The 24,459-nt window shown below is 74.1% G+C and carries 22 protein-coding genes; 12 read left to right on the top strand and 10 right to left on the bottom strand.

Going from position 1 to position 24,459, the window contains the following annotated elements; all coding sequences use genetic code 11:
- Positions 1-10: 10 nt before the first annotated feature.
- The 3 genes from ABD292_RS38490 to ABD292_RS38480 are packed head-to-tail and all read right to left on the bottom strand — an operon-like array spanning position 11 to position 2,888.
- A complete protein-coding gene (locus ABD292_RS38490) occupies positions 11-400 on the bottom strand; it encodes a hypothetical protein (protein ID WP_344216401.1) in 390 nt (129 codons plus the stop codon).
- Positions 397-1,791 (bottom strand): hypothetical protein, encoded by a 1,395-nt coding sequence (locus ABD292_RS38485; protein ID WP_344216399.1) that lies wholly within the window; start codon positions 1,789-1,791, stop codon positions 397-399. Before ABD292_RS38485 ends, ABD292_RS38490 begins: the two co-directional genes overlap by 4 nt.
- Positions 1,788-2,888, bottom strand: a complete 1,101-nt coding sequence (locus ABD292_RS38480; protein WP_344216397.1) for a hypothetical protein — start codon at positions 2,886-2,888, stop codon at positions 1,788-1,790. The genes ABD292_RS38485 and ABD292_RS38480 overlap by 4 nt, the downstream gene beginning before the upstream one ends.
- Positions 2,889-3,198: 310 nt before the next feature.
- Here ABD292_RS38480 and ABD292_RS38475 point away from each other — a divergent pair, with 310 nt between their 5' ends.
- A complete protein-coding gene (locus ABD292_RS38475) occupies positions 3,199-4,512 on the top strand; it encodes an FAD-binding oxidoreductase (RefSeq protein ID WP_344216395.1) in 1,314 nt (437 codons plus the stop codon).
- A 35-nt stretch (positions 4,513-4,547) separates the two neighbouring features.
- Here the strand turns inward: ABD292_RS38475 and ABD292_RS38470 are convergent, their stop codons facing one another.
- The 4 genes from ABD292_RS38470 to ABD292_RS38455 form a co-directional block, all read right to left on the bottom strand.
- Complete coding sequence (locus tag ABD292_RS38470) at positions 4,548-5,288, bottom strand: MgtC/SapB family protein (protein WP_344216393.1); 741 nt, start codon at positions 5,286-5,288, stop codon at positions 4,548-4,550.
- Positions 5,289-5,328: 40 nt separating this feature from the next.
- On the bottom strand, positions 5,329-7,440 hold the full coding sequence (locus tag ABD292_RS38465) for a SpoIIE family protein phosphatase (RefSeq protein WP_344216391.1): 2,112 nt from the start codon (positions 7,438-7,440) through the stop codon (positions 5,329-5,331).
- A gap of 98 nt (positions 7,441-7,538) precedes the next feature.
- Positions 7,539-8,558, bottom strand: a complete 1,020-nt coding sequence (locus ABD292_RS38460; RefSeq protein WP_344216389.1) for a LacI family DNA-binding transcriptional regulator — start codon at positions 8,556-8,558, stop codon at positions 7,539-7,541.
- Positions 8,559-8,665: 107 nt separating this feature from the next.
- Entirely contained in the window at positions 8,666-9,250 is a 585-nt protein-coding gene (locus ABD292_RS38455) for a hemerythrin domain-containing protein (RefSeq protein WP_344216387.1), read from the bottom strand.
- 198 nt (positions 9,251-9,448) lie between these two features.
- Between ABD292_RS38455 and ABD292_RS38450 the strand changes: the two genes are divergently transcribed.
- A complete protein-coding gene (locus ABD292_RS38450; RefSeq protein ID WP_344216631.1) occupies positions 9,449-9,895 on the top strand; it encodes a DUF6789 family protein in 447 nt (148 codons plus the stop codon).
- Between the two features lie 9 nt (positions 9,896-9,904).
- On the opposite strand, the gene ABD292_RS38445 is transcribed toward ABD292_RS38450, so the two are convergent.
- Positions 9,905-10,159, bottom strand: coding sequence for a hypothetical protein (locus ABD292_RS38445; RefSeq protein WP_344216385.1), 255 nt, complete (start codon positions 10,157-10,159; stop codon positions 9,905-9,907).
- A gap of 241 nt (positions 10,160-10,400) precedes the next feature.
- On the opposite strand from ABD292_RS38445, the gene ABD292_RS38440 reads away from it, so the two are divergent.
- Positions 10,401-11,264 carry an aldo/keto reductase gene (locus ABD292_RS38440; RefSeq protein WP_344216383.1) on the top strand — a complete coding sequence of 288 codons (864 nt, stop codon included), beginning with the start codon at positions 10,401-10,403 and terminating at the stop codon, positions 11,262-11,264.
- 7 nt (positions 11,265-11,271) lie between these two features.
- Here ABD292_RS38440 and ABD292_RS38435 read toward each other — a convergent pair whose 3' ends face one another.
- The gene (locus ABD292_RS38435; protein ID WP_344216381.1) at positions 11,272-12,975 is read right to left on the bottom strand and encodes a SpoIIE family protein phosphatase; all 1,704 of its coding nucleotides are present in this window, start codon (positions 12,973-12,975) and stop codon (positions 11,272-11,274) included.
- A gap of 264 nt (positions 12,976-13,239) precedes the next feature.
- Between ABD292_RS38435 and ABD292_RS38430 the strand changes: the two genes are divergently transcribed.
- Positions 13,240-14,625 (top strand): MFS transporter, encoded by a 1,386-nt coding sequence (locus ABD292_RS38430; RefSeq protein ID WP_344216379.1) that lies wholly within the window; start codon positions 13,240-13,242, stop codon positions 14,623-14,625.
- Here ABD292_RS38430 and ABD292_RS38425 read toward each other — a convergent pair.
- Positions 14,622-15,140, bottom strand: a complete 519-nt coding sequence (locus ABD292_RS38425; protein WP_344216377.1) for a pyridoxamine 5'-phosphate oxidase family protein — start codon at positions 15,138-15,140, stop codon at positions 14,622-14,624. The genes ABD292_RS38430 and ABD292_RS38425 overlap by 4 nt on opposite strands.
- A 121-nt stretch (positions 15,141-15,261) precedes the next feature.
- On the opposite strand from ABD292_RS38425, the gene ABD292_RS38420 reads away from it, so the two are divergent.
- The 8 genes from ABD292_RS38420 (at position 15,262) to ABD292_RS38385 (ending at position 24,458) form a co-directional block, all read left to right on the top strand.
- Positions 15,262-16,119 carry a glycoside hydrolase family 16 protein gene (locus tag ABD292_RS38420; protein WP_344216375.1) on the top strand — a complete coding sequence of 286 codons (858 nt, stop codon included), beginning with the start codon at positions 15,262-15,264 and terminating at the stop codon, positions 16,117-16,119.
- 155 nt (positions 16,120-16,274) lie between these two features.
- A complete protein-coding gene (locus ABD292_RS38415; protein ID WP_344216373.1) occupies positions 16,275-17,774 on the top strand; it encodes a M28 family peptidase in 1,500 nt (499 codons plus the stop codon).
- 68 nt (positions 17,775-17,842) lie between these two features.
- Positions 17,843-18,145 carry an ArsR/SmtB family transcription factor gene (locus tag ABD292_RS38410; protein ID WP_091085867.1) on the top strand — a complete coding sequence of 101 codons (303 nt, stop codon included), beginning with the start codon at positions 17,843-17,845 and terminating at the stop codon, positions 18,143-18,145.
- Positions 18,142-18,657, top strand: coding sequence for an SRPBCC domain-containing protein (locus ABD292_RS38405; protein WP_344216368.1), 516 nt, complete (start codon positions 18,142-18,144; stop codon positions 18,655-18,657). The genes ABD292_RS38410 and ABD292_RS38405 overlap by 4 nt, the downstream gene beginning before the upstream one ends.
- Positions 18,658-18,742: 85 nt before the next feature.
- The gene (locus ABD292_RS38400; protein ID WP_344216366.1) at positions 18,743-19,333 is read left to right on the top strand and encodes a carboxymuconolactone decarboxylase family protein; all 591 of its coding nucleotides are present in this window, start codon (positions 18,743-18,745) and stop codon (positions 19,331-19,333) included.
- A gap of 44 nt (positions 19,334-19,377) precedes the next feature.
- Complete coding sequence (locus ABD292_RS38395) at positions 19,378-20,043, top strand: alpha/beta fold hydrolase (RefSeq protein WP_344216364.1); 666 nt, start codon at positions 19,378-19,380, stop codon at positions 20,041-20,043.
- Between the two features lie 87 nt (positions 20,044-20,130).
- A complete protein-coding gene (locus ABD292_RS38390) occupies positions 20,131-23,385 on the top strand; it encodes a DUF4132 domain-containing protein (protein WP_344216362.1) in 3,255 nt (1,084 codons plus the stop codon).
- Complete coding sequence (locus ABD292_RS38385; RefSeq protein WP_344216360.1) at positions 23,382-24,458, top strand: ATP-binding protein; 1,077 nt, start codon at positions 23,382-23,384, stop codon at positions 24,456-24,458. The genes ABD292_RS38390 and ABD292_RS38385 overlap by 4 nt, the downstream gene beginning before the upstream one ends.
- Position 24,459 lies beyond the last annotated feature (1 nt).

The raw sequence follows: 24,459 nt of genomic DNA, 5'->3' as shown, positions 1-24,459 counted from the left end.
GCCGGAGGGCTCAGCCGGTGACGAGCGCGTTGACGACCAGCGTCTCCTCGCCCGCCGCGCCGTTCACCCGCAGCGACACCTCCCAGGCGCCGCTCATCAGGAACAGCTCGCCCTCGGCGACGAAACGGCCCGGCGCCGTCGCGCGGGCGGACAGCTCCGACGTGGCATGGCCCATGCCGGTCATGACCGCCGAGACCGCCACCGTGTAGGCGTCGCCGGAGGTCACCCCGACCTCGACGGTGATCGGGCCGGTCGTGGGCCTCTCGATGACGACGGTGGCGGCGTAGTGCGCGCCGGCGACCGACGCGCGCAGCGGCTCGGCCGCCGTGCCCCGGCCCACGACGAAGATCACCACGGCGGCCGCGACGAGGGCGGCGGCGATCAGGGCCCGCCGCCTCATCGCGCGTTCTCCTGCGCGCTCACCTCTACTGTGAACGGCACGGTCACGATGCGGTCGGCCAGCGCGTACTGGACCCAGGCCAGGTAGCTTCCCTCGGCCGGGAAGCTGAAGGTGAAGCGCAGGCGCCGGGAGCCCGGCGAGCCCATCTCGTGCACGTGACCGAGGAAGGCGCCGTCGCGGTCGCGCACGATCAGGTGCCCGGCCATGCCCAGCCACGGCCGCACCGGCCCGGTCGCGTCCATCTCGATGGTCGCCGGCCGCCCGGCGACCGGAACAGCGGGCGTCACCACCGGCACCGCCCCGCCCGTCCCCGCGCCACCGCCCACGTCGCCGCCCGTGCTGTCGCTCGCATCGCTGCCCGCGCCGCCGCCAGTGCCGTCGCTCTTGCCGGCGTTCGCGTCGCTGCCCGTGCCGTCGTCGGCGGTTGACTGCGCGCCTGAGCGGTGCACGTCGAAGCTCGCCGCCAGGAGCTGGCCGCCGGAGTCCTCGCGTTCCAGCTCGGCGTGCGCGAGGTAGCGGCCCGGCCGGTCGGCGCGCAGCCGGACCTCCAGCCGCCCCGGACCGGTACGCAGCGGATGGACGTGGCGGAAGTAGCTCCCGTCCTCACTGGTGACGACCAGATGGGCGAGCGCCTCGTGGTGGGCGGTCAGGTCGTCCACGGGCCGCCCGGTGGAGCCGTCCACCAGATCCACCCGCAACGTGAACTCCTCTCCCGCGACCGGCCGCGCCGGCTCCGTCGCCACCCGTTCCTGCACGTACGGCCGCCCCCCGCCGGCCAGGGCGGTGACCGGCGGCGCGGCCCCGTCGGGCGGCCCCGGCGGCACCATCGGCTCGAACACGATGACCATCGCCGCCACCGTCACCCCCGCCGCGGCCCCGGCCGCCACCGCCATCGCCGGCCCCGGCCGGGCCAGGGCCCCGGTGAGCAGCCCGCCCACCAGCAGCACCCCGGCCACGAAGAACCCGCCGTAGATCAGGAGCTCCGCCCCCGACCCCCGCTCCACCAGGACCCGGAACGGCACCACGGCGCTCTCGCCGCCCGCGCGCAACGTGAGCACGTGCGGCCCGGTCCGCTCCACCCGCAGCTCCGCGTAACGCGGGTCGGCCGCCGCCACCGCCTCGCCCGTCACCGTCCGCCCGTCCTCGGCCGACCGCACCTCCAGGGCGACCGGCAGGCCGGTGACCGGCTGGTAGGCGATGATCCCGATCCGCAGCGGGCCGGGCACCCGCGTGGTGCCCTTGACCACGACCGTGAGCTCCGTGCCCGCGATCGTCTGCGCGATGCGCAGGTCCGCCCCGGCCGAGACGTTGTGCGCCGCGGCCGGGGACGCTCCCGTCGACAACAGGGCCGCCAGGAGCGCGGCGAACGCGAGCAGCCGGGCGAGCCTCATGCCTTCTCGACGCCGCCGCCCGTGCCGACCGCGCCCCCGCCGCCCGTACCGGCCCCGGCCCCGCCGGCTGGGGCGGGCACGGTCGCGTTCGGCAGGAACAGCACGCCGAGCACCAGCCCGATCAGCCCGGCCACGATCGGCGCGCCGGTCCACAGCTCGGGCACGGCCGGGAGGCCGCCGCCCGCCGCCGAGGCCGCCCCGATGTACAGCGCCCACGTGGCGAAGCCCGACAGCCCCGCGAACGTCCAGTACTCCCGGCGCCGCGCCGCCGACGGCCGCAGCCACCGGATCAGCAGGTCGCCCACCAGGCCCCCGCCCACCACGGCCAGCAGGACCGGCGCGTTCCCGAACTCGGTCTGCGCGCCCGACATCAGGGTCGCCACCGCGTACATGAGGGTCATCGCGCCGAAGGGCAGCTCCCAGCGGCGCAGGAGCAGCAGCACCGGGGCCAGCAGGATGACGTTGCTGATGACCATCGCCGTGGCCAGCCGCTCGGCCCCGCCGTCGTCCATGATGGAGAACGCCTCGACGATGCGGGCCGGCCGCCACTGCATGGCGTCACCGTACGACAGGAACAGCGACACCAGCGTGGTCGCGAACGCGAGCCCCACCAGCGCGGGCAGCAGCCGCCCGAGCGACGGGCGCGCGCCCACGTCGGGGGCGTTCCAGGCGGAGCGGAGTGGCGTGGTGATGATGAGCAGCATCGTCGTGATCAGCCCCAGGTGCGACGGGCTGAACAGGATGTCCACGGTCGTCTCGATGCCGAGCAGCGTGTGCCACATCATGTCGGCGAAGCCGAACGCGGCGAATGCCGGAATCGCCACGAGTCCCGCCAGATATCCGCGCGGCACGGCGGCGAGGCCCTGCCGGCCCGCGCGTACGTTGCGCCACGCCTGCCACACCATCCAGCCGGACACCGCCGCGAATCCCGAATAGAAAACGGCGTGCCAGGGGGTGAAGAACGTCTCCAGCTCGCCCGCGAGATTGGTGTGCGCCCAGGCGTCGATCATCAGGCCGATGCCGAACCACACGCCCAGCAGCGCCGTGACGAGGTCCGTCCGTGGGCTCACCCAGTCCCGGGGCTCGCCCGTGTCCACGAGCAAGCGTCGTAAGCCGACATTCGCCAATGCCATCACAAAAGCCTCCCTTCGCTTCCTTCGATCCTTCCAGACGCGGCCGAAAGACGAGCGCCCGTATTTCGCTTCGTAAGTGACATGGCGTCATCCCGGAATTGCTTTGCGTGGAAATGACGCGATGTGTTTTCGGCGGATGACGGAACGTCGATTTCCGGACCGTTCCCAGCAATGCACTGTGACGCATGTCACCCTCCCGATGGTCACGCCCGCGCGTCGCTGATCGTCAAAAGGGTGTCCTCCGCACGGGGGCGAGCTGAAGGAGTGATGGGAAATGACGCACACCGAGTTGCGCACGGTCGCCGAGGGCCGGGTGCTGCTGCCCGGTGACGACGGGTTCGAGCAGGCGTCCCGGCCGTGGAACCTGTCGGTGGAGCAGCGGGTGGCCGCCGTGGTCGAGGCGGCGGGGGCCGCCGACGTGGCCGCGACCGTCGCGTACGCGCGCCGCCAGGGGATCGCCGTGGCCGCCCAGCCGAGCGGACACGGCGCCTCCGGCGCCGCCGACGGCGTGATCCTGCTGCGCACCGGCGCGCTGGACGAGGTCGGCGTGGATCCGGAGGCGCGCACCGCCCGCGTCGGCGCGGGCGCGAAATGGGGCAAGGTGCTGGCGGCGGCCGGCCCGCACGGCCTCACCGGCCTGGCCGGGAGCAGCCCCGTGGTCAGCGTGACCGGCTACACCCTCGGCGGCGGCCTGAGCTGGTTCGGCCGCCGGCACGGTTTCGCCGCCGACAGCGTGCGCGCCTTCGACGTGGTCACCGCCGACGGCGAGCAGGCCAGGGTCACCGCGGACTCCGACCCCGACCTGTTCTGGGCGCTGCGCGGCGGCGGCGGCGACTTCGCGCTGGTCACGGCCGTCGAGTTCGACCTGTATCCGGCGCCCGCCCTGTACGGCGGCCGCATGATGTGGCAGGGCCACCGCGCCCGCGAGGTGTTCGACGCCTTCCTGGAGCTCACCGCCGAAGCGCCGGACGAGCTGACCGCCTGGTTCGGCCGGGTACGGCTCCCGCAGGCCCCGCCCATGGTCGGGATCGACGTCGCCTTCCTCGGCGACGAGGCCGAGGGCCGGGCGCTGCTTGCCCGCCTCGGCCGGATCGGCGACCTGGCCGTGGACGACCGGGGTCAGGTCGCGGTGGCCGACCTGGGCGACATCGCCGGCGACCCCACCGACCCCTCGCCCGGCCGCGGGCGCACCGAGCTGCTCACCGCCGTGGACGAGGTGACCGCCAAGGTGCTGGCGGAGGAGCCGGTCGAGCCGATGTTCGGGCTGCAGGTGAGGCACCTCGGCGGCGCGCTGGCCGTGGAACGTCCCGGCGCGGGGCCGAGCGGGCCGGTCACGGAGCCGTACCTGGTCTACATGTTCGGGCCGGCGGCCGAGCCCGCGCAGGCGGCGGCCGTCGGCGCCCGGCAGGCCGCGCTCGCCGAGGAGCTGGGCGGGGTGGTCAGCGGGCGCAAGCCGTACACGATGCTGGGCGTCGGCGAGCGGGCCGAGCAGGCCTTCCCCGCGGCGGCGCTCGACCGGCTGAGGGAGATCAAGCGCGCCCGCGACCCGCACGGCGTGCTGCGCGCGAACTACCCCGTCCTGGGGTAGCCGGACCGGTCGTCTGACCTCTCAGGACGGAGGGGTCAGACGACCGTCCCCTCGATCTCGGCGCTCGACACCGCGAGGACGCCCTCGACCTCCGCCAGCTCCGCGATGAGCGGGCCGATCGCGCCCGAGCCCTGCACGACCAGCCAGATCGAGATGACGTGCGGGTCATGGCCCTCGCGGTGGCGTTCCATGCTCAGCTCCGCGATGACGAACCCCCGCTCCGTGCACAGGGACAGCACCTGCCGCAGCGCCCCCCGGCGGTCCAGGTACGTCACGCGCAGCCGCGCCTGGCTGTAGCGCGAGCGCGCCAGCCGGGCCTCCAGCGGCGGGAAGCCGAACGCCACGAGGAAGTGACCGGCGGTCACCACGACGGCCAGCAGCCACAGGCCGGAGCCGGCGGCCATGCCCACCGCGCAGGTCAGCCAGACCACCGCGGCCGTGGTGAGACCCCGCACCGCGTCACGCCGGACGAAGATCAGGCCGCCGCCGATGAAGCCGATCCCGGACACGATCTGGGCGGCCACCCGTGAAGGGTCCAGCGTGACGTGCTCGCCGAGGACGTCGGAGAAGCCGTGCTTGGACACGATCACGATGAGCGCCGAGGCGAAGCCGACCAGCGTGTGCGTACGCAGCCCGGCGCTCTTCTGCCGGGATTCACGCTCCAGCCCGATCAGCGCGGACAGCAGCAGGGCCAGGGCCAGCTCACCCAGCTGGATCCAGCCCTGCCCGGCGAACCATTCCGCGGCGCCGGCCGCCCCCATGCCGACCATTCCCATCCGGGCAGGTCTCCCCGCGACCGGCCCCGCTCACACCCCGTCAGGAGGGCGCGGCGCTGCGCAGGAGCAGCAGGGCGCTGTCGTCCGTACGCCGCTCCTCCTCGCCGGCCGCCGCGATGAGGTCGTCCGCCAGGTCGTCCAGCGAGTGGCCGGGGGTGGGCGCGAACCGGGCGGCCAGGGCGGCGATGCCGTCGTTCAGGTCGCCGCCGGGCACCTCCACCAGGCCGTCGGTGTAGAGGGCGAGGGTGGCCCCGGGCGGCACGTTCACGGTCGTGGTGGCGTACTCGGCGTCCGGGTCGATGCCGAGCAGCAGGCCGGAGGCGGGGTCGATGATCTCGGCGGAGCCGCAGGGCAGGCCGAGCACCGGTGGCAGGTGCCCGGCGCTGGCCAGGAGGGCGACGCGGCGGCGCAGGTCGAAGGCGACGTACAGGCAGCTCGTGAAACGTTCGGGGGTCTGCGCGGTGAGCAGCCGGTTGGTGCGCGCGAGCACCTCTCCCGGGCTCGTGCCGGCCGCGGCGTGGGCGCGGATGGCGGTGCGGGCCTGGCCCATCAGCGCGGCGGCGGTCATGTCGTGGCCCTGGACGTCGCCGATGACCGCCCCGGCCAGGCAGTCGTCGAGCCGGATCAGGTCGTAGAAGTCGCCGCCGATGTCCATGCCCGGCGTCAGCGGGACGTAGCGGGCGGCCACCTCCAGGCCGGGGAACGCGGGCAGGTCCTTCGGCAGCAGGCTCGACTGGAGGGACTGGGCGAGCTGGTGCTTGTGGTCGTACAGCCAGGCCCGCTCGAACGCCTGGGTGACCAGCCCGCCGATCGCGCTCAGCATGGCCCGTTCCTCCGCACCGAACTCGTGCGGGCGGTCCCACGCCAGCAGGCACATGCCGATCGAGCGGCCCAGCGCCACGAGGGGCAGCATCGTCCAGGCGTTCATGCCGCCGGTGGGCCCCGCCTCGGGATGGGCCGCGCGGAGCTCGTCCTCGCTGCCGTAGAACGCCGGGGCCGCCTCGTCGCCCTGCGCCACGAGGCCGACCGGGCGCCCGTTGAACGACTCCAGGTCCTCCGGGCCGTAGCCGCGCGCGGCCACCACCCGCATCCGGCCGCTGTCCCAGGTGAGGATGGCCATCGCCTGCGCCTCGCAGGCCGGCAGGACCCGGTCGGCCACCAGGGCGACCACGTCCTGCGCGGTGGTCGCCCTGGCGAGGGCGGTGGCGAGCTGCAGGAGGTCGTGCAGGCCGGTCACGCCGGCCCGGTCGCCGGCGTCCTCGGCGACGGGCCCGTGGTCGTCGGCGGGCGTGATCCGCAGCGTGACGCCGGGCAGGCTGGGATAACAGTGGAACGACAGCAGCCGCCCGTCGGGCCTGCGGGCGGTGAACGCCGTGGGCCGGTGGCTGATGATCGCCGAGCGGTAGCCGTCCTCGTGGACGGGGTCGTCCAGCCAGGGCAGCGCCTTGCAGAAGCGCCTGCCGAGCATCTCCGACGGCCGGCAGGCGAGCAGCTCGGCCGCCGCCGCCGTCACGAGCGTCACCTGGCCGTGCCCGTCCAGATGGCAGTAGCCCTCCGGCAGGCTGCTGAGGCAGCTGATCGCGGTCAGCCCGGCGTACGGGCCGGGTGGGTGCGCCCGGACCGGGTCCAGCACCCGGGGCTGCGGATGCGGGGCGACCGGCTGGCCACGCGCGTGCGCCTGCTGGAGCAGGTGACCCATCCGCGCGCCGACGTCGTCGATCGCGTCGCGCAGGCGCCGGGGGAGCTCGCTCTCGCCGCCGGTCGGCCAGCCCAGGATCAGAGCGCCCCAGGCGGCCCCGTCGGCGCACAGCGGGACGGCGGCGAGGCCGAAGTGGTAGGGCAGCGCCAGCGCCGCCGCGGGGAAGGCACGCGCCAGGGCCACCCGGTCGCCGAGCCAGAGCAGCCGCCGCTCGCGTACGGCGAGCGCGACGGGCGCGGGGTCGCTCGTCCGCAGCCGCGCCCACGCCTTGGCCGTGGCGACCGGCACCCCGACCGAGGCCTCCATGTTCAGCAGCCCGTCGCCGGGATCCAGGACGTAGACGGCGCCCAGGTGGGCCCCGACGCTGAACACGGCCTCGATCAGCAGGTCGTCCAGGCGGGACGACGCGATCGCCGCGCCCGGGATCGAACCGCTGTCACCCGGCCGCACCATGGCTGGTCCGGCTGCACGTCATAGGGCCAGCCTACGGGCGGCCGGGTATCCGGCTCGTCAAGACCGCCCCAGGCCCGCTCAGGGCCCGCCCGCGGGCGTCACCTGCGAGGAGCGGCGGTGCTCTCGCGGACGACCAGCTCGGTGGCGAGCTCGATCCGGCTCTGCGGCAGCGGCTCGCCGTGCGCGAGCGCCAGCAGCATGGTGGTGGCCGCCGCGGCCATGGCCGTGAGCGGCTGGCGGATCGTGGTGAGCGGCGGAAGGGTCCAGCGCACTGACGGCAGGTCGTCGAAGCCGACCACGCTCAGGTCGTCGGGGATGCGCAGGCCGAGCCGGTGGGCCGCGTGGTAGACGCCGATCGCCTGGCCGTCGTTCGTGGCGAAGATGGCCGTCGGCGGATCGGGCAGCCGCAGCAGCCGCTGCGCCGCCGCGAGGCCGCCCTCGATGAGGAAGCTGCCGCAGGCGACGAGATCGGGGTCGGCGGGCACGCCCGCCATGTCCAGGGCCGTGCGGTAGCCGTCCAGCCGGGCCCGGCCGGGCAGCGCGTAGCCGGGGCCCGTGATGACGCCGATCCTGCGGTGCCCCAGCTCCAGCAGGTGGCGGGTGGCCGCCAGCCCGCCGTTCCAGTTGCCCGCGCTCACCGACGGGATCCCCCTGCCGGGGTCGTCGGCCGGGTCCAGCAGGACGAGGGGGATCTCGCGCCGGGCGAGCCGCTCCCGCTGCGTCTCGTCGAGGCTGGAGAACACCGCGATCACGCCGACCCCGGTCGTGCGGCGGCGTAGCACGCCCTCCAGCCAGTCCTGCTCCGCGGGGTCGGAGCGGTGCAGCTGCGACACCGACACCGTGAGCTGGTGCTCGCGCGCCACCTCCTCGACGCCCTTGATGATCTCGACCGGGTAGTCGCCCTCCAGCGCGTGGAAGACCACCTCGACCACGGCGGCCGGCGCGGGCCGCCGGCGCTGCCTGCGGTAGCCGTGCCGCCGGATCAGGGCCTCGACGGCGGCCCGCGTCTCCGGCGAGACCTCGGCGCGGCCGTTGACGACCTTGGAGACCGTGGCGGTCGAGACCCCCGCCAGCTCGGCGAGCTGCGCGAGGGTGAGGGGGGTCGACTCTGCGGTCATGACCGCAGTTTAGCCACGAGGGCGCGGCGGGCGGCCGTGGTCGGTGTCCGGTTCGCCGGGTAGTGCCGGGCGCGGTGGAACCGCGCCGCCCGGTGGTCACCGCCGGATCAGGGGTTCTTCCCCATCGCCTGGCGGATGACGTCGCGGACCCGGTCCATCATGGCGGCCGGAGTGCCCATGAGGATGTTCTTCTTCGCCGACTCCACACCGGGGTGCGGGTGCGTGGGGGCCATGGCCTCGGCCGCCTTCACGCCCGCGGCCATCACGCGCCGCTCGGCCTTGGTGGTGTGGGCGTACAGCTTGGTGAACTCGTAGCGCTCCTCGGCGCGCGCGTGCGCCTCCACCGCGGCGCGCAGCATGAGCAGGTTCTTCATGAAGTCGGGCGCGTCCGCCCCTGCCCGGTCCATGCGCTGCAGCAGCTCCTTGGCCTCGTGCTCCTCGGCCAGGCGGTCGTCCACGATGCCGTCGCCGCCCTCGAACGCGTGCCGCGCGCGCGGGTGGACGATCTCCTCCTCGGCCGTCTCGTGCACGGCCAGCAGCCGCACGAGCCGGGTGAACGCCTCCGCCCGCCGGTCCGCGGACGCCTGCTCGACCTCGTCGAACAAGTTCCTGATCATGCCGTGCTGCGCCTGCAGCAACTCGATGACGTCCGCCTCGGCCATCTTCTCCGGCGCGGTCTGCTGTGCTGTCATGATCGTCCTCTCTCGGTCACGCAGCGTGCCTACCCCTGCACCCGGCCGCCACGCGGGGCATTACCAACTCGCGGTGAACGGTGACCTGTCCCCGGGGTGGCCCGCAGCGCAACGGACTGACCGCGGCGGCGGAAGGTCGGGCCGGGGGCGTTACCGGCGTGATCTGGCGGGCAACCGCTCTGCATGCTGCGCAACGTGATGAAAGGCGCTCTGGGCGGGACGGCCGCCACCGCCACGATGAGTCTGGTCATGCTCGCCGGGAGCCGCATGGGGCTCATGCCGGACCAGCCGCCCAAACGCATCGTCCGGGCGATGCTGCCCGGTCACCGGCATCGGGTCAAGCCGGGGGAGGGGGTCGCGGGGGCGCTCGCCCACTTCGGTTTCGGCATCACCGCCGGCTCCCTGTACGGGCTGCTGACCCGGGGACGGCACACCCCCGCGCCGCTCGGCGCCGGCTACGCGCTGGCGATCTGGTTCTCCAGCTACCAGGGCTGGATCCCGCGGCTCGGCATCCTGCCGCCGGCCGGCAGGGACCGCCCCGGCCGCCGGGCGGTCATGATCGCGGGACACCTGGTGTACGGCACCACGCTGGCTCTCGCCCTCAACCGGCTCAACGCCCGCACCGGCGACTCGGAGCCGTCCTGACCGGCGCCGTCAGCCCAGGGACTGGACGCGGTAGACCGCGTGCCCCGAGGCGCTGTTCGGGTCCTCGACGGCGGTGACCAGGCCGAGCGGGCCCATGAGCTCGTCCAGGGCGCGCGAGGCGCGTTCCCGGTCGAGCCCCGACCGCCGGGCGATCTGCTCCAGGTCGCCCGGCCCGGTGGGGCCGCTCTCCAAATAGGAGACGGCCTGGAAGACGGCCGCCTGGTCGCCGTTCAGATCGGCGATGCCGTGATCGGGCTCGCTCATGGCTCTTCCCCTCCGCGTGCCGGCGCCGACGCCTGCGCACCTGCCCGGCGGCGGAGGGCCGAACCCTCTCTAGCGGCGGTACCCGTGACGACCACGACGCGACCGCCCTCCAGCAGGCAGGGCATCGGGTCAAAAGAACCTCAAGTCCGCTTGCGTGGCGCCGGGCGGGGCAGCGGAGCCCGTGGCGTGACGGGGTCGGTGATCCCGGCACGCGGCCTTGCCGGAGGAGAGGATCCCGCGAATGACCACTGTGACGGCCGACGCCTCCGGGCGCTTCGAGATCGACGGCGTCCTCGGCGTCAATCGCCTCGGCTACGGCACGATGCAGCTCACCGGCCGCGGCGTGTGGGGGCCGCCGGACGACGAGGACAACGCCGTACGGGTCCTGCGCCGGGCGGCGGAGCTCGGCGTGACCCTCTTCGACACCGCCGACTCCTACGGCCCGCTGGTCGCCGAGCCGCTGCTGCGCCGCGCCCTCGCCCCGTACGACGAGGACATCGTCATCGCGACCAAGGCCGGGCTCACCCGGCAGGGCCCGGACCAGTGGACACCCGTCGGCAGGCCGGCCTACCTGCGCCAGCAGTGCGAGATGAGCCTGCGCGTCCTCGGCGTGGACCGGATCGCGCTGTTCCAGCTGCACCGCGTCGACCCCGACGTGCCGATCGAGGACCAGGTCGGCGAGCTGAAAGCGCTCAAGGACGAAGGGAAGATCGCGCACATCGGCCTGTCGGAGGTCAGCGTCCAGCAGATCGAGCAGGCTCAGGCCGTCGCCCCGATCGCCTCGGTCCAGAACCTGTACAACCTGGCCAACCGCTCCGCCGAGGACGTGCTCGACCACTGCGAACGCCACCAGATCGCCTTCATCCCCTGGTTCCCGCTGGCCACGGGCAGCCTGGCGAAGCCGGGCGGGCCGCTCGCGGACCTCGCCGCCCGGCTGTCGGCGACGCCGTCGCAGCTCGCGCTCGCGTGGCTGCTCCGCCGCTCGCCCGTCATGCTGCCCATCCCCGGCACGTCGTCCGTCGAGCACCTGGAGCAGAACGTCGCCGCCGCGGGCCTCCAGCTCAGCGAGGACGACGTCGCCGAGCTGACCTCGGTCGTCGCGTAGCCCCCGATCAGGGGACGCGCAGCGCCAGCATGGCCACGTCGTCGTCGTTGTCCTTCGGCCGCACGCCCTCCAGCAGCAGGTCGCAGAGGGCGTCCAGCGGCTGGCGGGCCAGGTCGGCGGCCCGCCCGCGCAGCCGGCCGAAGCCCTCGTCGAGGCTGTGCGTACGGGACTCGACCAGCCCGTCGGTGTAGAACAGCAGGGCCGAGCCCGGCGGCAGCTCGATCTCGGCGTCGGCGCGCGTGGGCCGCAACCCGGTGCCGAGCAGCGGACCGTGCCCCGCCTCCAGCAGACGGGTCCGCCCGTCGTCCTCGACGAGGAGCGGCGGGGGATGGCCGGCGTTGGCCCAGCGCACCAGCCAGCGCCCGTCATCGGTGTGCTCCAGATGAGCGAGGATGACCGTGGCCATCGTGACCTGAGCCATCCGCATCACCGCCCGGTCCAGCCGGTCCAGGACCGTGCTGGGCAGCTCCCGCTGGGCTCCGGCGTAGGCGCGCAGCATGTTGCAGATCTGCGCCATGCCGGCGGCCGCGTCGAGGTCGTGGCCGACCACGTCGCCGATCACCAGCGCGGTGCCGCCGCCCGGCAGGTGGAAGGCGTCGTACCAGTCGCCGCCGACCTGCGAGGCATGAGGCGCGGGCACGTAGCGGGCGGTCATCTGCACGCCGGGCACGACCGGCAGCTGCGGCAGCAGGTGGCGCTGCATGGTCTCGGCCACCCGGCGCTGTCGCTCGTACAGGCGGGCGTTGTCCAGGGCCAGCCCGGCGCGGCGGGCGATGTCCTCCACCAGCAGCAGGTCGGCCGTGGTGAAGGCGCCCGGCTGGTCGGCCCGCCCGAGGGTCAGCGCCCCCACCACCTCGCGCACCCCGCGGATGGGCGCGATGCACGCCGAGTGCATGCCGGTGGCACGGAACAGCTTGCGCTGCGCGACCGCGATGCGCGAGTCGGGCGTCCCTTGGTAGGTCTCGGGGCCGACCAGCGTCGCGGTGACGCCGCGCAGCGCCCGCGACAGCGGCATCGGCGACTCCTCCGGCACCGGCGGCATCGGCCCCTGGAGGTCCTCCCGGTGGATCACGACGCCGTTCTCGTGGTGCGCCACCACGGCACGCGACACGCCGTGGTCCTCGGTGAGCAGGTCGACCACCGCCCAGTCGGCCAGCAGCGGCACCGTGAGCCGGACGAGCTGGCGCAGCGTCTCCTCCACCTCCAGGCTGGAGGTGAGGGTCGTGGTCGTCTCCGCGAGCAGGGCCAGCCGGTCGAGCTCCGACATCGAGGCCGACGCGCCCTCCGGCCCCGGCGGGGCGGGGACGGCCGTCTCGGTCCGGTAGAAGATGACCAGCGAGCCGGTGCGTCCCGCGCCGACCTCGCACGGAGTGAGCAGCCAGGAGACCGGCAGCAGCGTGCCGTCCCCGCGCTCGAACCACTCCAGCTCCCCCTGGCCGCTGCCCCCGGCGAGAAGGGGCTGCCGCATCGTGCACCGGCTGCGGGGCAGGCTCTCGCCGTGCCGGCCGCGATGCAGCAGGTCGTGGGCGTCCCTGCCGAGCAGCTCGTCGGCCGTACGTCCGAGCAGGCGCTGCGCCTGGGCGCTGACCTCGATGATCCGGCCGCGGTCGTCCACCAGGTAGGTGCCGGCCTGGCGAAGCTCACGCAGCTCGTGAGGCCGCCAGTCCGCTGCCGTCCGGCACAGCCGCTCGTCGCCGTCGGGCGCTTCCATGGGAGCACTCCCTTTCCTCCGCGGCCTCCGGTCCGAGGGCTTGCCTATCATCCTCGGCCGTCTGACGCACACTCCCGCAGTGATCGCCGGGTCCGGAAGGGACGATCGAGCACGGATCAGTACGCTCGTACACATGATGCCTGAGGGAAATCGGTCCCACGCCCCCACGGACGACCCGTGGACGCGTCTCCGACCCTGAAGAAGCCCGAGCGGACCCGCCGCTCACCCTGCTGATTCCGGGTGCTGAATCCGGGTGCTGAATCCGTGCTGGTTCCCGCGCCGGACCGCCGCCCGCCCGCCCCCGTCACCGTGATCGGAGAGCCGATGCCCGCTGCCGCCCCTCCCTCCGCGCCCGGTCGCCAGGCGCGCCAGGCCCGTGCCGCCGTCGCGGCGCTGTTCCTCACCAACGGCGCCGTGTTCTTCAACGTCGTCCCGCGCTACCCGCAGATCAAGGCCGACCTCGGCGTGAGCAACGCGGTCTTCGGCGGCGCGGTGGCCGGCTTCCCGATCGGCGCGCTGCTGGCCGGGCTGCTCGCCGGGGTGTTCGTGCGCAGGTTCGGCTCGGCCCGCGTGGCGGTGTTCGGGACCGTCGTCACCACGCTCGCGATCCTGGCGATCCCGTTCGCGCCGAACTGGATCGTCTTCGGCGGCGTGCTGTTCGTCGTGGGCGCGCTCGACGCGGTCGTGGACGTCGCGCAGAACGCGCACGGCCTGCGGGTGCAGCGGCTCTACCAGCGTTCCATACTCAACTCGCTGCACGGGGTGTGGAGCATCGGCGCGGTGCTCGGCGGCCTGATGGGCTCGGCCGCCGCCGGGCTCCGCCTGCCCCTGGCGGTGCATCTCGGGATCTCGGCCGCGCTGATCAGCGTCGTCGCCGTCGTCGCCCACCGGTTCCTGCTGCCTGGCGGGGAGGACGCCGAGCGCGCCGCCGCCCCGCCCGCCGGCGACGGCCACCCGCCCGCCGACGACGGCCACCCGCCCGCCGACGACGGCCACCCGCCCGCCGACGACGGCCACCCGGCCACCGCCCACGGTCGCCCGGCCGCCGCCGCCGACGGCGATCCGGTGGCTGCGGCCGGGCGGCGGTCGTTCGCGCGGCCCGCCGTGTGGATGCTCGCCGCGCTCGGCCTGCTGGCCGCGTGCGGCGCGCTCGTCGAGGACGCCGGCGCGTCCTGGGGCGCCCTCTACCTGACCGGCCTGCACGCCGACGCCGCCACCGCCGGACTCGCCGTCGTCGCCTTCCAGACCGCCATGACCATCGGCCGGCTGTCCGGCGACCGCGTGGTGGACCGGTTCGGCCAGCGGACGGTGACCCGTCTGGGCGGCCTCCTGGCCGCCGCCGGGATGGGCGCCGCGCTGGCCGTGCCGTCCGTCCCGTCGGCGCTGGCCGGGTTCGTCCTCGCCGGGCTCGGCACGGCCACCCTCGTGCCCGCCGCCATGCACACCGCCGACGAGCTGCCCGGCCTGCCCCCCGGCACCGGCCTGACCGTCGTGAGCTGGCTGCTGCGCGGCGGGTTCCTGCTGTCGCCGCTGCTCGTCGGGTTCGTCGCCGACCTCGTCAGCCTGCGCGTCGGCCTGCTGTCGGTGGTCATCGCCGGGCTCGTCACCTTCGTCCTGGCGCGCGTCCTGGTGAACGACGCCGGACGCTAGGACGCCGTCAGCTTGGCGAAGTCGGGGGCGTACACCGTCATCCAGTGCGGGCGCAGCCGGTAGTAGACCACGTCCTTCTCCCAGTCGAAGGCGTCGGCGCCGTAGAAGTCCTTGAAGTACGCGAGCAGCTCCGGCCAGTCCGGGTGGGGCTCGCCCTCCAGGGGGTTGAGGACCTCCACGGTGCCGTGCGTGAACACGCCCAGGTCCTCCCCGCGCAGGTGCGCGATGCTGGCCGCGGGACGGGCGGCGAGGTGGCGGGCCTTGGCGGCGTCGCGCGAGGTGCCGAAGTGCCACCTGCCGTGCAGGAAGTGCCCGTCCGCGCCGCTGATCCGCGGCTCGCCCTTCGCCGTCACGGTCGACAGGGCGAGCGTGCACATGCCGGTCAGGACCTGGGTGAGCTGCTCGGCGGTGAGCGTGCGCTCGGAGACGATCGAGCGGAGGTGCGTGGTGGAGCGGGAGAGCGAAGCGTCGAGGAGGGACTGGAGCTGCTTCAGCTCTTCTGGTGTCTCGTGCATCGAGGTCCTTGGGTCGGTGTCGTACGAAAGCATCAACCTTCCCCCCGAAACCCGACACCTGCTGTCATGTTATCGCGGATGTGGTGTAGTGATCTTCGTCCGTACCGGCAGAAAGGACCACATGCCCGAGGAATCGATCAACCGGCGCAGGCTCATCACCATGGGTTCGGCGGCGGCCGCGAGCGCCCTGTTAGGTCCGTCACTCGTCCCGGCCGAAGCCCGTGCGGCGGCGACGTGGGAGAACCTCGTCGAGAAGTCCTCCTTCGCCAGCGCCACGGCCTTCGCCCAGGAATGGAACCACGGCTATCCCTGGGGCGACGTCCACAACGGCGCCGCCAGGATGCTCAGCAGCAAGGTCTCGCTCTCCGGCGGTGTGCTCACCCTCACGGCCACCCGGCTCGCCCAGCCTGACGGGCAGAGCGCGAGCCCGCCGCACGCGCCGCTCTGGTACCACTCCGGCGCCGTCCACGCCAAGGAGCAGATCGTCGTCAACGACCAGTTCCCCGAGTACGACATCGAGGGCGAGTTCCGTACGCAGACCGGCCAGGGCATCTGGCCCGCCTTCTGGACCACCGGCATCGCGCCGGACTGGCCCCCGGAGAGCGACATCCTCGAGTACGTCGGCGACTCCACGAACCTGTTCAACACCTGGACCAAGGACGCCGGCGAGAACGACCCCGCCGAGCGCACGCGGCTCAGCGGCCACAACCCCGACGCCTGGCACAAGTACCGGCTCTGGATGGAGAAGGACGGCGACGACGTCCTGCTCGACTACTACTTCGACGGCGTGTGGCAGGCGACCCACCGGGGCGTGGGCTGGGCCGGCGTACCGCAGTACCTGATCATCAACCTGCAGATGGGGTCCTGGGCCTCCGGGATCGAGCCGGGCGACGCGCTCTGGAGCCGGCAGCCGGGCCCCTCCGGCAACTCCTACTTCCGGGCGCGCAACGTGTGGTTCGGCCGCACCCGCGCCTGGTGACGCCGGCGCCCGTCCGGTGAGCTGACGACCGTCCCGGCCCGGGCCGCCGGGCCGGGACGAGATCGGGTCTAGGCGACTTTCCTGTGTGCCATTACGTTCCTTACAGCACCATCGCGGGGGAATTGTCGCGTCCCGTCAGACCCAAAAGGAATGGCATGAGATCACGTCTGCTCGCCGCACTCACCACCGTGACCCTGGCCTTGGCCGGCGCTCTCACCGTCGCGCCCGCGCCGGCCTCGGCGGCGCTCGCCGTGCCCGACATCCCACTGGCCGGCGTCAAAGCGCACCTGACCCAGTTACAGAGCATCGCCACCGCCAACGGCGGCAACCGCGCCCACGGCCGGCCCGGCTACCTCGCCTCGGCCAACTACGTCAAAGGCCGCCTCGACGCGGCCGGGTTCACCACCACCCTGCAGTCGTTCACCTACAACGGCGCCACCGGCTACAACGTGATCGCCGACTGGCCCGGCGGAAACGCGAACGACGTCCTCATGATCGGCGCCCACCTCGACAGCGTGACGGCGGGTCCCGGCATCAACGACAACGGCTCCGGCAGCGCCGCGATCCTGGAGACCGCGCTGGAGGTCTCCCGGCAGGCGCTCCAGCCCGCCAAGCACCTGCGCTTCGCCTGGTGGGGCGCCGAGGAGCTGGGACTGCGCGGCTCGCAGTACTACGTCTCCAACCTGGCCGCGACCGAACGCGCCAAGATCAAGGGGTACCTCAACTTCGACATGGTCGGCTCGCCCAACGCCGGCTACTTCATCTACGACGGCGACAACTCCGACGGGGTCGGCTCCGGCCCCGGCCCGGCCGGCTCCGCCGAGCTCGAACGGGTGCTGCAGGACTACTTCACCTCGATCGGCGTGCCCACGCGCGGCACCGACTTCGACGGCCGCTCGGACTACGGCCCGTTCATCTCCCAGGGCATCCCGGCCGGCGGCACCTTCACCGGCGCGGAGGGCGTCAAGAGCAGCGCCCAGGCGCAGCTGTGGGGCGGCACGGCGGGGCAGGCCTTCGACCCGTGCTACCACCGCTCCTGCGACACGACGGCCAACATCAGCGACACCGCGCTCGACCGCAACGCCGACGCGATCGCGTACGCGGTCTGGACCATCGCCACCGCCGTGCCCCCCACCGTGGTCTGGTCGGACGACTTCGAGACCGACCGGGGCTGGACGACCGTGGCCGGCACCGCCACGAGCGGCCTGTGGGAGCGGGGAGACCCCGAGGCCACCACCTCCAGCGGCGCCAAGCAGCTCGGCACCACGGTCAGCGGCGTCAACGACCTGGTCACCGGCCGGCTGGCCGGAGCGTCGGCCGGCGACCACGACGTGGACGGGGGCCTGACCTCGATCCAGTCGCCGCCGATCACGTTGCCGGCCGGGGCGCCGAAGCTGTCGTTCTCCTGGTACCTCGCGCACGGCAGCAACTCCTCCAGCGCCGACTACCTGCGGGTCAAGGTGGTCGGAAGCACGACCAGCACCGTGTTCCAGCAGCTCGGCGCGGCCGGCGACCGTGACGGCGCCTGGGCGGTCGCGACGGTCGACGTGTCCGCGTTCGCGGGCCAGAGCGTACGGGTGCTCGTCGAGGCGGCCGACGCCTCGACCGCGAGCCTGGTGGAGGCGGGCGTCGACGACGTGAAGATCCTCCTGTAGCGGGACCGGCGGGGGCTGCGGCCCCCGCCGGATTGCCGTTCATATAACCATCTGGCAATATGTAGGGCATGAGCGCCTACGCAGCCTTGGCGGAGCCGCACCGCAGGCGGATTCTCGACCTGCTCCGCACCGGTGAGCGGCCCGCCGGTGAGCTGGTGGAACACCTCGACCTCAGCCAGCCCGGCGTGTCCAAGCACCTCAAGGTGCTCCGCGAGGCCGGGCTCGTCGCCGTGCGCACGCACGGCAAGCAGCGCGTCTACTCGCTGCGCCCCGAACCCCTCGCCGAGGTCGCGGAGTGGCTGGAGCCCTACCGGATGCTCTGGTCCCAGCGTCTCGACGCCCTGGAACGACACCTGGAGGACAACCCATGACCGACGGCACCCTGGAGACCATCGGCGGCCGCCCGGCGCTGCGCTTCGAGCGCGTGCTCGCCTTCCCGGTCGAGCGCGTGTGGCGGGCCGTCAGCGTGCCGGACGAGCTGCGGGCCTGGTTCCCCGCCGCCGTCGACTGGACGCCGGCGGTCGGCGAGACCTTCGACGCCGGCGGCGCGACCGTCGAGGTGACCGAGGTCGATCCGCCGCGCCGCCTGGCCTGGACGTACGCCGGCCAGCCGTACAGCTTCGACCTGACCGCCGAGGGCGACGGCTGCCGCCTGGTCTTCGTGCACGTCATCGACGACCTGGGTCTCGCGGCGCAGACCGCCAGCGGGTGGGACGCCTACCTGTCGCGGCTGGAGCCGTACCTGTCGGGCCGGGCCGTCACCGAGGAGGAGGCTCACCAGGGCTGGGCGGAGACGCACGAGCGTTACGCCGCCCGCTTCGGCGTCGACCCCGAGCCGGGCCGCCGCTTCGCCGCCGCCCTGCGCGCAGACGCCGGCGCATAGTGGGCCTGTGCCGGCGCCCGGGAAGCGGGCATGCTGAAGGGCGGGACGGGGTGTCCGGCACGACGCGGCACGCACTGGCGGTGGCATGAGCAACTTCCTTCCCGAGCCCGAGCTCGGCGAGGCGGCCCAGCGGCTCTACGACGAGGACCTGGCCGACAACGGATACGTGATGAACCTGTCCCGGCTGTGGGCCCACCAGCCGGAGGCGCAGGAGAAGCTGTTCGGCCTGATCGGCGAGGTCGCCGCGGCCGGCGGGCTGACGCTGCGGCAGCGCGCCGTGCTGGTCACCGCGTGCGCCTCCACGATCGGTGACTCCTACTGCTCGCTGGCCTGGGGGACCAGGCTGGCGGCGGTCGCCGGGGCCGAGACGGCGGGCGGGCTGCTGCGCGGCGACGACGCCGGGCTGGAGGAGCCCGAGCGCGCGATGGCCGCGTGGGCGCGGAAGGTGGCCCGCGACCCCAACGCCACCCGCGCGGAGGACGTCGAGGAGCTGCGGGCGGCCGGGTTCGGCGACGGGCAGATCTTCGCGATGACGGCGTTCGTCGCGTTACGGCTGGCGTTCTCGACGGTGAACGACGCGCTCGGCGCCCGCCCCGACGCCGCCCTGCGCGCCGCGGCGCCCGAACCCGTACGCCGCTCCGTCACCTACGGCCGGCCCGCCGAGACCGCCCCGTAGCGGCCGTCCGATGAGTTTCCGCGCCGCCGCCGGTCTGCACCGGCATGACGACTTACGCGCTCATCCACGGCGGCGGCGGAAGCGCCTATGACTGGCATCTGGTCGAGGCCGAGCTGCGCGACCGCGGCCACGACACGGTCGCGGTGGACCTGCCGACGTCCGACCCCGAAGCGGGACTCTGGGAATATGCCGACGCCGTCGTCCGGGCGGTCGCCGGGCGCGGGCCGCTCGTGGTGGTGGCCCACTCCTGGGGCGGCTTCGTCGGCCCGCTCGTCTGCGCGCGCGTGCCGGCCGCCGCGCTCGTCCTGGTGACCGCCATGATCCCGGCTCCCGGCGAGCCGCCGGGTGACTGGTGGGAAAGCAGCGGGCGGCCCCCGTCCGACATCGACGACGAGCACGAGCTCTACTTCCACGACGTCCCCCGCGACCTGGCCCGGCGGGTGCTGGACCACGACGGCGCGCTCGCCGCCCACATGAACATGGACCGGGCGTGCGCCGAGCCCTGGCCCCTGCCGGCCTGGCCGGACGTGCCGACGCGATACCTGCTCTGCCGCGACGACCGGCTCTTCACCCCGGACTTCGTCCGCCGCCACGTCGGGGAACGGCTCGGCGTCACCCCGGACGAGATGCCCGGCGGCCACATGGTGATGCTGTCGCGACCGGCGGAACTGGCCGCCTACCTGGCGGGAATCCTAGCCGCCGCCCCCTGACGCCACGACGGCCGCCGGTTTGTCGGTCGGTCCCGCCATACTCACCGCTGACGATCAAGAAGACCGGCACGGCGTGGAGGTATCGGCATGACCGCACACGAGGGCGACGAGGACCGGCTGACCTGGCCGGCGGCCTGGCTGCGCGCGCTCCATCCCCGGCGGGGCGGCGTCGAGGTGGCGGTGAGACGGCTCGACCCGACCGCGCCCGACCGGCTCGCCGCGAGACTGGACGGCCACCGTCAGCAGGTCCTCGACGCGCTGGCGCGCTGCCCCGACCCCGAGCTGCGCGCGGCCGGCCTCGCCTGCATCGGGGGCGAGTCCCCGGCCACGCCTCTCGGCGCGGCGGTGGTGGCCGAGGTGGTGTCCGCGTCCCTGCCGTACGAGGACCGGACCTGGCAGCCGCTGCTCGCCGACGCCTGGCTGGCGGGACCGGGCCCGGCGTTCGCGGCGTCGGCCGTGGCCGAGCAGGCCTGCCTGAACCCGGTGCCCACCGAGCACGGCTGGCTGGTCCGGCGGCTGGACGACGCGAGCACTCCCATCCACTGGATCGCCTGGAAGCGGATCGAGGCCGCCGCGCGGGTCCGCGCCGCCCTCGCGGCCGCGCCCGACGCCACGTACGCCGAGGCCGTCGCGGCGCTGGCCGCATCCCGTGACGGCGGGCTGCACCACCGGGTGGCCGCCTCCTTCCTGGCGCCCACCGAGACCGCCTGGGTCGAGGCCGACTGCGCCGAGGTGAGCAGCGTCAACCCGCGGCTCTCCGTCCGCATGCTCGCCGCGGTCGGCACGCCGGAGCAGGCCGCGCTCGTCGCCGGCCACGTGCACGGCTCCGACGTGCTGCACTCCCTGACCACGCCCGCCACGCTCGTCGACGGCCTGGGCCCGGCGGCCGCCCTGCCGCTGCTGATCGGCTGGTTCGGCCAGTACTACGACGCCGACAGCGAGCGCCGGCTGCTGGACGTGCTCGCCGACCTGCCGGGCGACGCGGCCATGCAGGCCATCCTCGACCGCATCGACGCCAGACACGCCCAGGCCGCCTTCCTGCACGCGGCGGCCCGCTTCCCGCGCCGGGCGATGCGCCTGCTCGCCGCCGCCCAGGGCAAGGCCGTGGACGGGCTGCTGCGCGCCCACGTGCTCGCCCACCGGGACCTGGTGCCCGAGGTGGTCCCGGCGCTGGGCGAGGCCGCCGCCCAGCGGATCGGCAAGATCGCCTCGGCCCCGGCCGTCGCCGTCGCGCCGCCGGAGGCCCTGCCCGAGGTGCTGGTCAGCCCGCCGTGGACCCGTCCGCGCACGACGCGCAAGCCGGTCGTGGTGAGCGGCCTGGCCTGCCGGGACGAGCGTTCCGTGGTGTGGGGGCCGGGGGAGCGGGACGCCTGGCTCGCCGCCCCGCCCGACCACTGGCGCCGGGTCCACGGCCGCACCTGGAAGGACATCGCCGACGGCCGCGGGCGGTACGACTGGAGCGACGTGGTCACGCTGTTCATCGCCGGGCCCGAGGAGCTGGCCGCGCCGCTGATCTCCACCTGGCGGCTTGGCGACCACTGGCACTGGGGCACGGCCGACTGGCTGCCCGGGGTGGCCGCCAGGTTCGAGCTGGCGGCGCTGCCCCTGCTGCTGGACACCGCCCGGCACAGCCCGAGCGGCGCCGGCCCGTCGCTGCTCCCGTTCGCCGCACCGGAGATCGCCCTCCTCATGGCCGACTGGCTGACCCGGCTGAAGTCCGTCCGCGCCACCGCGCTGGCCTGGCTGTCCCGCCACCCCGACGCGGCCGCCAAGGCGCTCGTCCCCGCCGCGCTCGGCAAGCCGGGCGCGGCCCGCCGGCAGGCCGAGCGGGCGCTCACGGCCCTGGTCACGGCCGGCCATCACGACGCCGTCACCCGGGCCGCCGCCGGCTACGGCCCCGCCGCCGAGGCCGCGATCGGCGACCTGCTCGCGGCCGACCCGCTCGACGCGCTGCCCGCCAGGACGCCCGTCCTGCCCGAATGGACGGACGTCGCGGTCCTCAGCCCGATCCAGCTCCGCGGCGACGCCGGCGCCCTGCCCGCCGAGGCGGCCCGCCACGTCACCACCATGCTGGCGATCTCCCGGCCCGGCGAGCCGTACGCCGGTCTCGACGCGGTGCGGGAGGCGTGCGACGCCCGCAGCCTCGCGGACTTCGGCTGGGCGCTGTTCCAGCGCTGGCAGGCGGCCGGCCACCCGTCCAAGGAGAGCTGGATCATGGACGCGCAGGCGCTGATCGGCGACGACGAGACCGTACGCCGGCTGGCTCCGCTGATCAGGGCCTGGCCCGGCGAGAACGGGCACGCGCGCGCCGTCGCGGGCCTGGACCTGCTGGCCGGCATCGGCTCCGAGGTCGCGCTGATGCACCTGCACGGCATCGCGGAGAAGGTCAAGTTCGGCGGGCTGAAGAAGCGGGCCCGCCAGAAGATGGACGAGGTCGCCGCCGAGCTCGGCCTCACGCCGCAGGAGCTGGCCGACCGGCTGGTGCCCTCCTTCGGGCTGTCCGCCGACGGCAGCCTCACCCTCGACTACGGCCGCAGGCGGTTCGTCGTCGGCTTCGACGAGCAGCTCAAGCCGTACGTCACCGACGCCGCGGGCAAACGGCTGAAGAACCTCCCCAAACCGGGCGTCAACGACGACCCCGAGCTCGCGCCCGCCGCCCACCGGCGCTTCGCCGGGCTGAAGAAGGACGTGCGCGCCGTCGCGGCCGACACCATCCGCCGCCTGGAGCGGGCCATGGCCGACCGGCGCCGCTGGAGCGCCGCCGACTTCGAACGGCTGCTCGTCGGGCATCCGCTGCTCTGGCACATCGTCCGCCGCCTCGTGTGGGGCCGCTACGACTCCTCCGGCCGGCTCGCCGGCGCCCTGCGCGTGGCCGAGGACCGCACCTTCGCCGACGCCGCAGACGACCCGCTGACGCTGCCCGGCGACGCCGTCGTCGGCGTGGCGCACCCGCTGGAGCTGGGGGAGGAGGTGGCCGCCTGGGCGGAGGTGTTCGCCGACTACGAGATCCTGCAGCCGTTCCCGCAACTGGGCAGGGAGACCTACACCGCCGACGAGGCGCTGCTGGCCGAGATCCGCGCGGCCAAGATCCCCACCCACGCGGTGCTCGGCCTGGAACGGCGCGGCTGGCGGCGGGGCCACCCCCAGGACGCCGGCTGGCAGGGCTGGATCGAGCGGGACGTCCCCGGCGGCCGCACCGTCACCGTCAGCCTCGACCCGGGCGTCGCGATCGGCTGGATCGACATGGACGAGACGCAGACGCTCGTGGACGTCAGCCTCGACGGCCTCGACCCGATCACCGCCTCCGAGATCCTGCGCGACCTGAAGGAGATCACCAAATGAGCGAGCGCGCACAGCGGCCCCCCGCCGAGGTCCGCCACGCCGACGAGCTGGCCCGGCTGCGCGAGCACGACACCGACGACCGGCCGCCCGGCTGGGCGCTCAGCCTGCGGGCCGCCCGGCGCTTCATCCTCGGCGACGACGCCCTGGGCGTCAGCCGCAAGTTCGTGGGCGACCCCTCGCTCATCGACCGGTCCCTGGTCGCGCTCGCCACCCAGCGCGGCCTGATGCTGGTGGGGGAGCCGGGCACCGCCAAGTCGCTGCTGTCGGAGCTGCTCGCCGCCGCCGTGAGCGGCACCTCCACGCTCACCGTCCAGGGCGGCGCGGCCACCACCGAGGACCAGATCAAATACTCGTGGAACTACGCGCTGCTGGTCGCCGAGGGCCCGTCCCCGCGGTCGCTGGTGGCCGCGCCGCTGCTGCGCGGCATGGCCGAGGGCAAGGTGGTGCGGTTCGAGGAGATCACCCGCTGCCCGCTGGAGGTGCAGGACTGCCTGCTGTCGCCGCTGTCGGACCGGGTGCTCGCCATACCGGAGCTGACCGGCCCCGAGTCGATGGTGTTCGCCCAGGAGGGGTTCACCGTCATCGCCACCGCCAACACCCGCGACCGCGGCGTCAACGAGATGAGCGCCGCGCTCAAGCGCCGCTTCACCTTCGAGACCGTCTTCCCCATCGCCGACTTCGACACCGAGCTGCAGCTGGTGGAGTCCGAGGCCACCGCGCTGCTGCGCCGCTCGGGCGTCACCACGCCGCCGCGCCGCGACGTGCTGGAGGTGCTCGTCACCACCTTCCGCGAGCTGCGCGAGGGCCACAACGCGCGCGGCGACGTCACCGACCGGCTGTCCGGTGTGATGAGCACCGCCGAGGCCGTCTCGGTCGCCCACGCCGTCGGGCTGCGCGGCTGGTTCCTGCGGGGCGAGCCGGGCACCGCCGCCGACCTGGTCGCCTGCCTGGCCGGCACCGCCGCCAAGGACAGCCAGGAGGACCTCGCGAAACTCCGGCGCTACCTGGAGCGGCGGCGGCACGGCGACCAGTGGAAGGCCCTGTACGACGCCCGTCACCTCCTGCCGGGCTGAC

The sequence above is a fragment of the Nonomuraea bangladeshensis genome, from assembly GCF_039529455.1.
In the GTDB taxonomy this organism is placed as follows: Bacteria; Actinomycetota; Actinomycetes; order Streptosporangiales; family Streptosporangiaceae; genus Nonomuraea; species Nonomuraea bangladeshensis.
The sequence above is the reverse complement of the archived record's forward strand: the minus strand, read 5'-3'. Positions and strand labels throughout refer to the sequence as shown.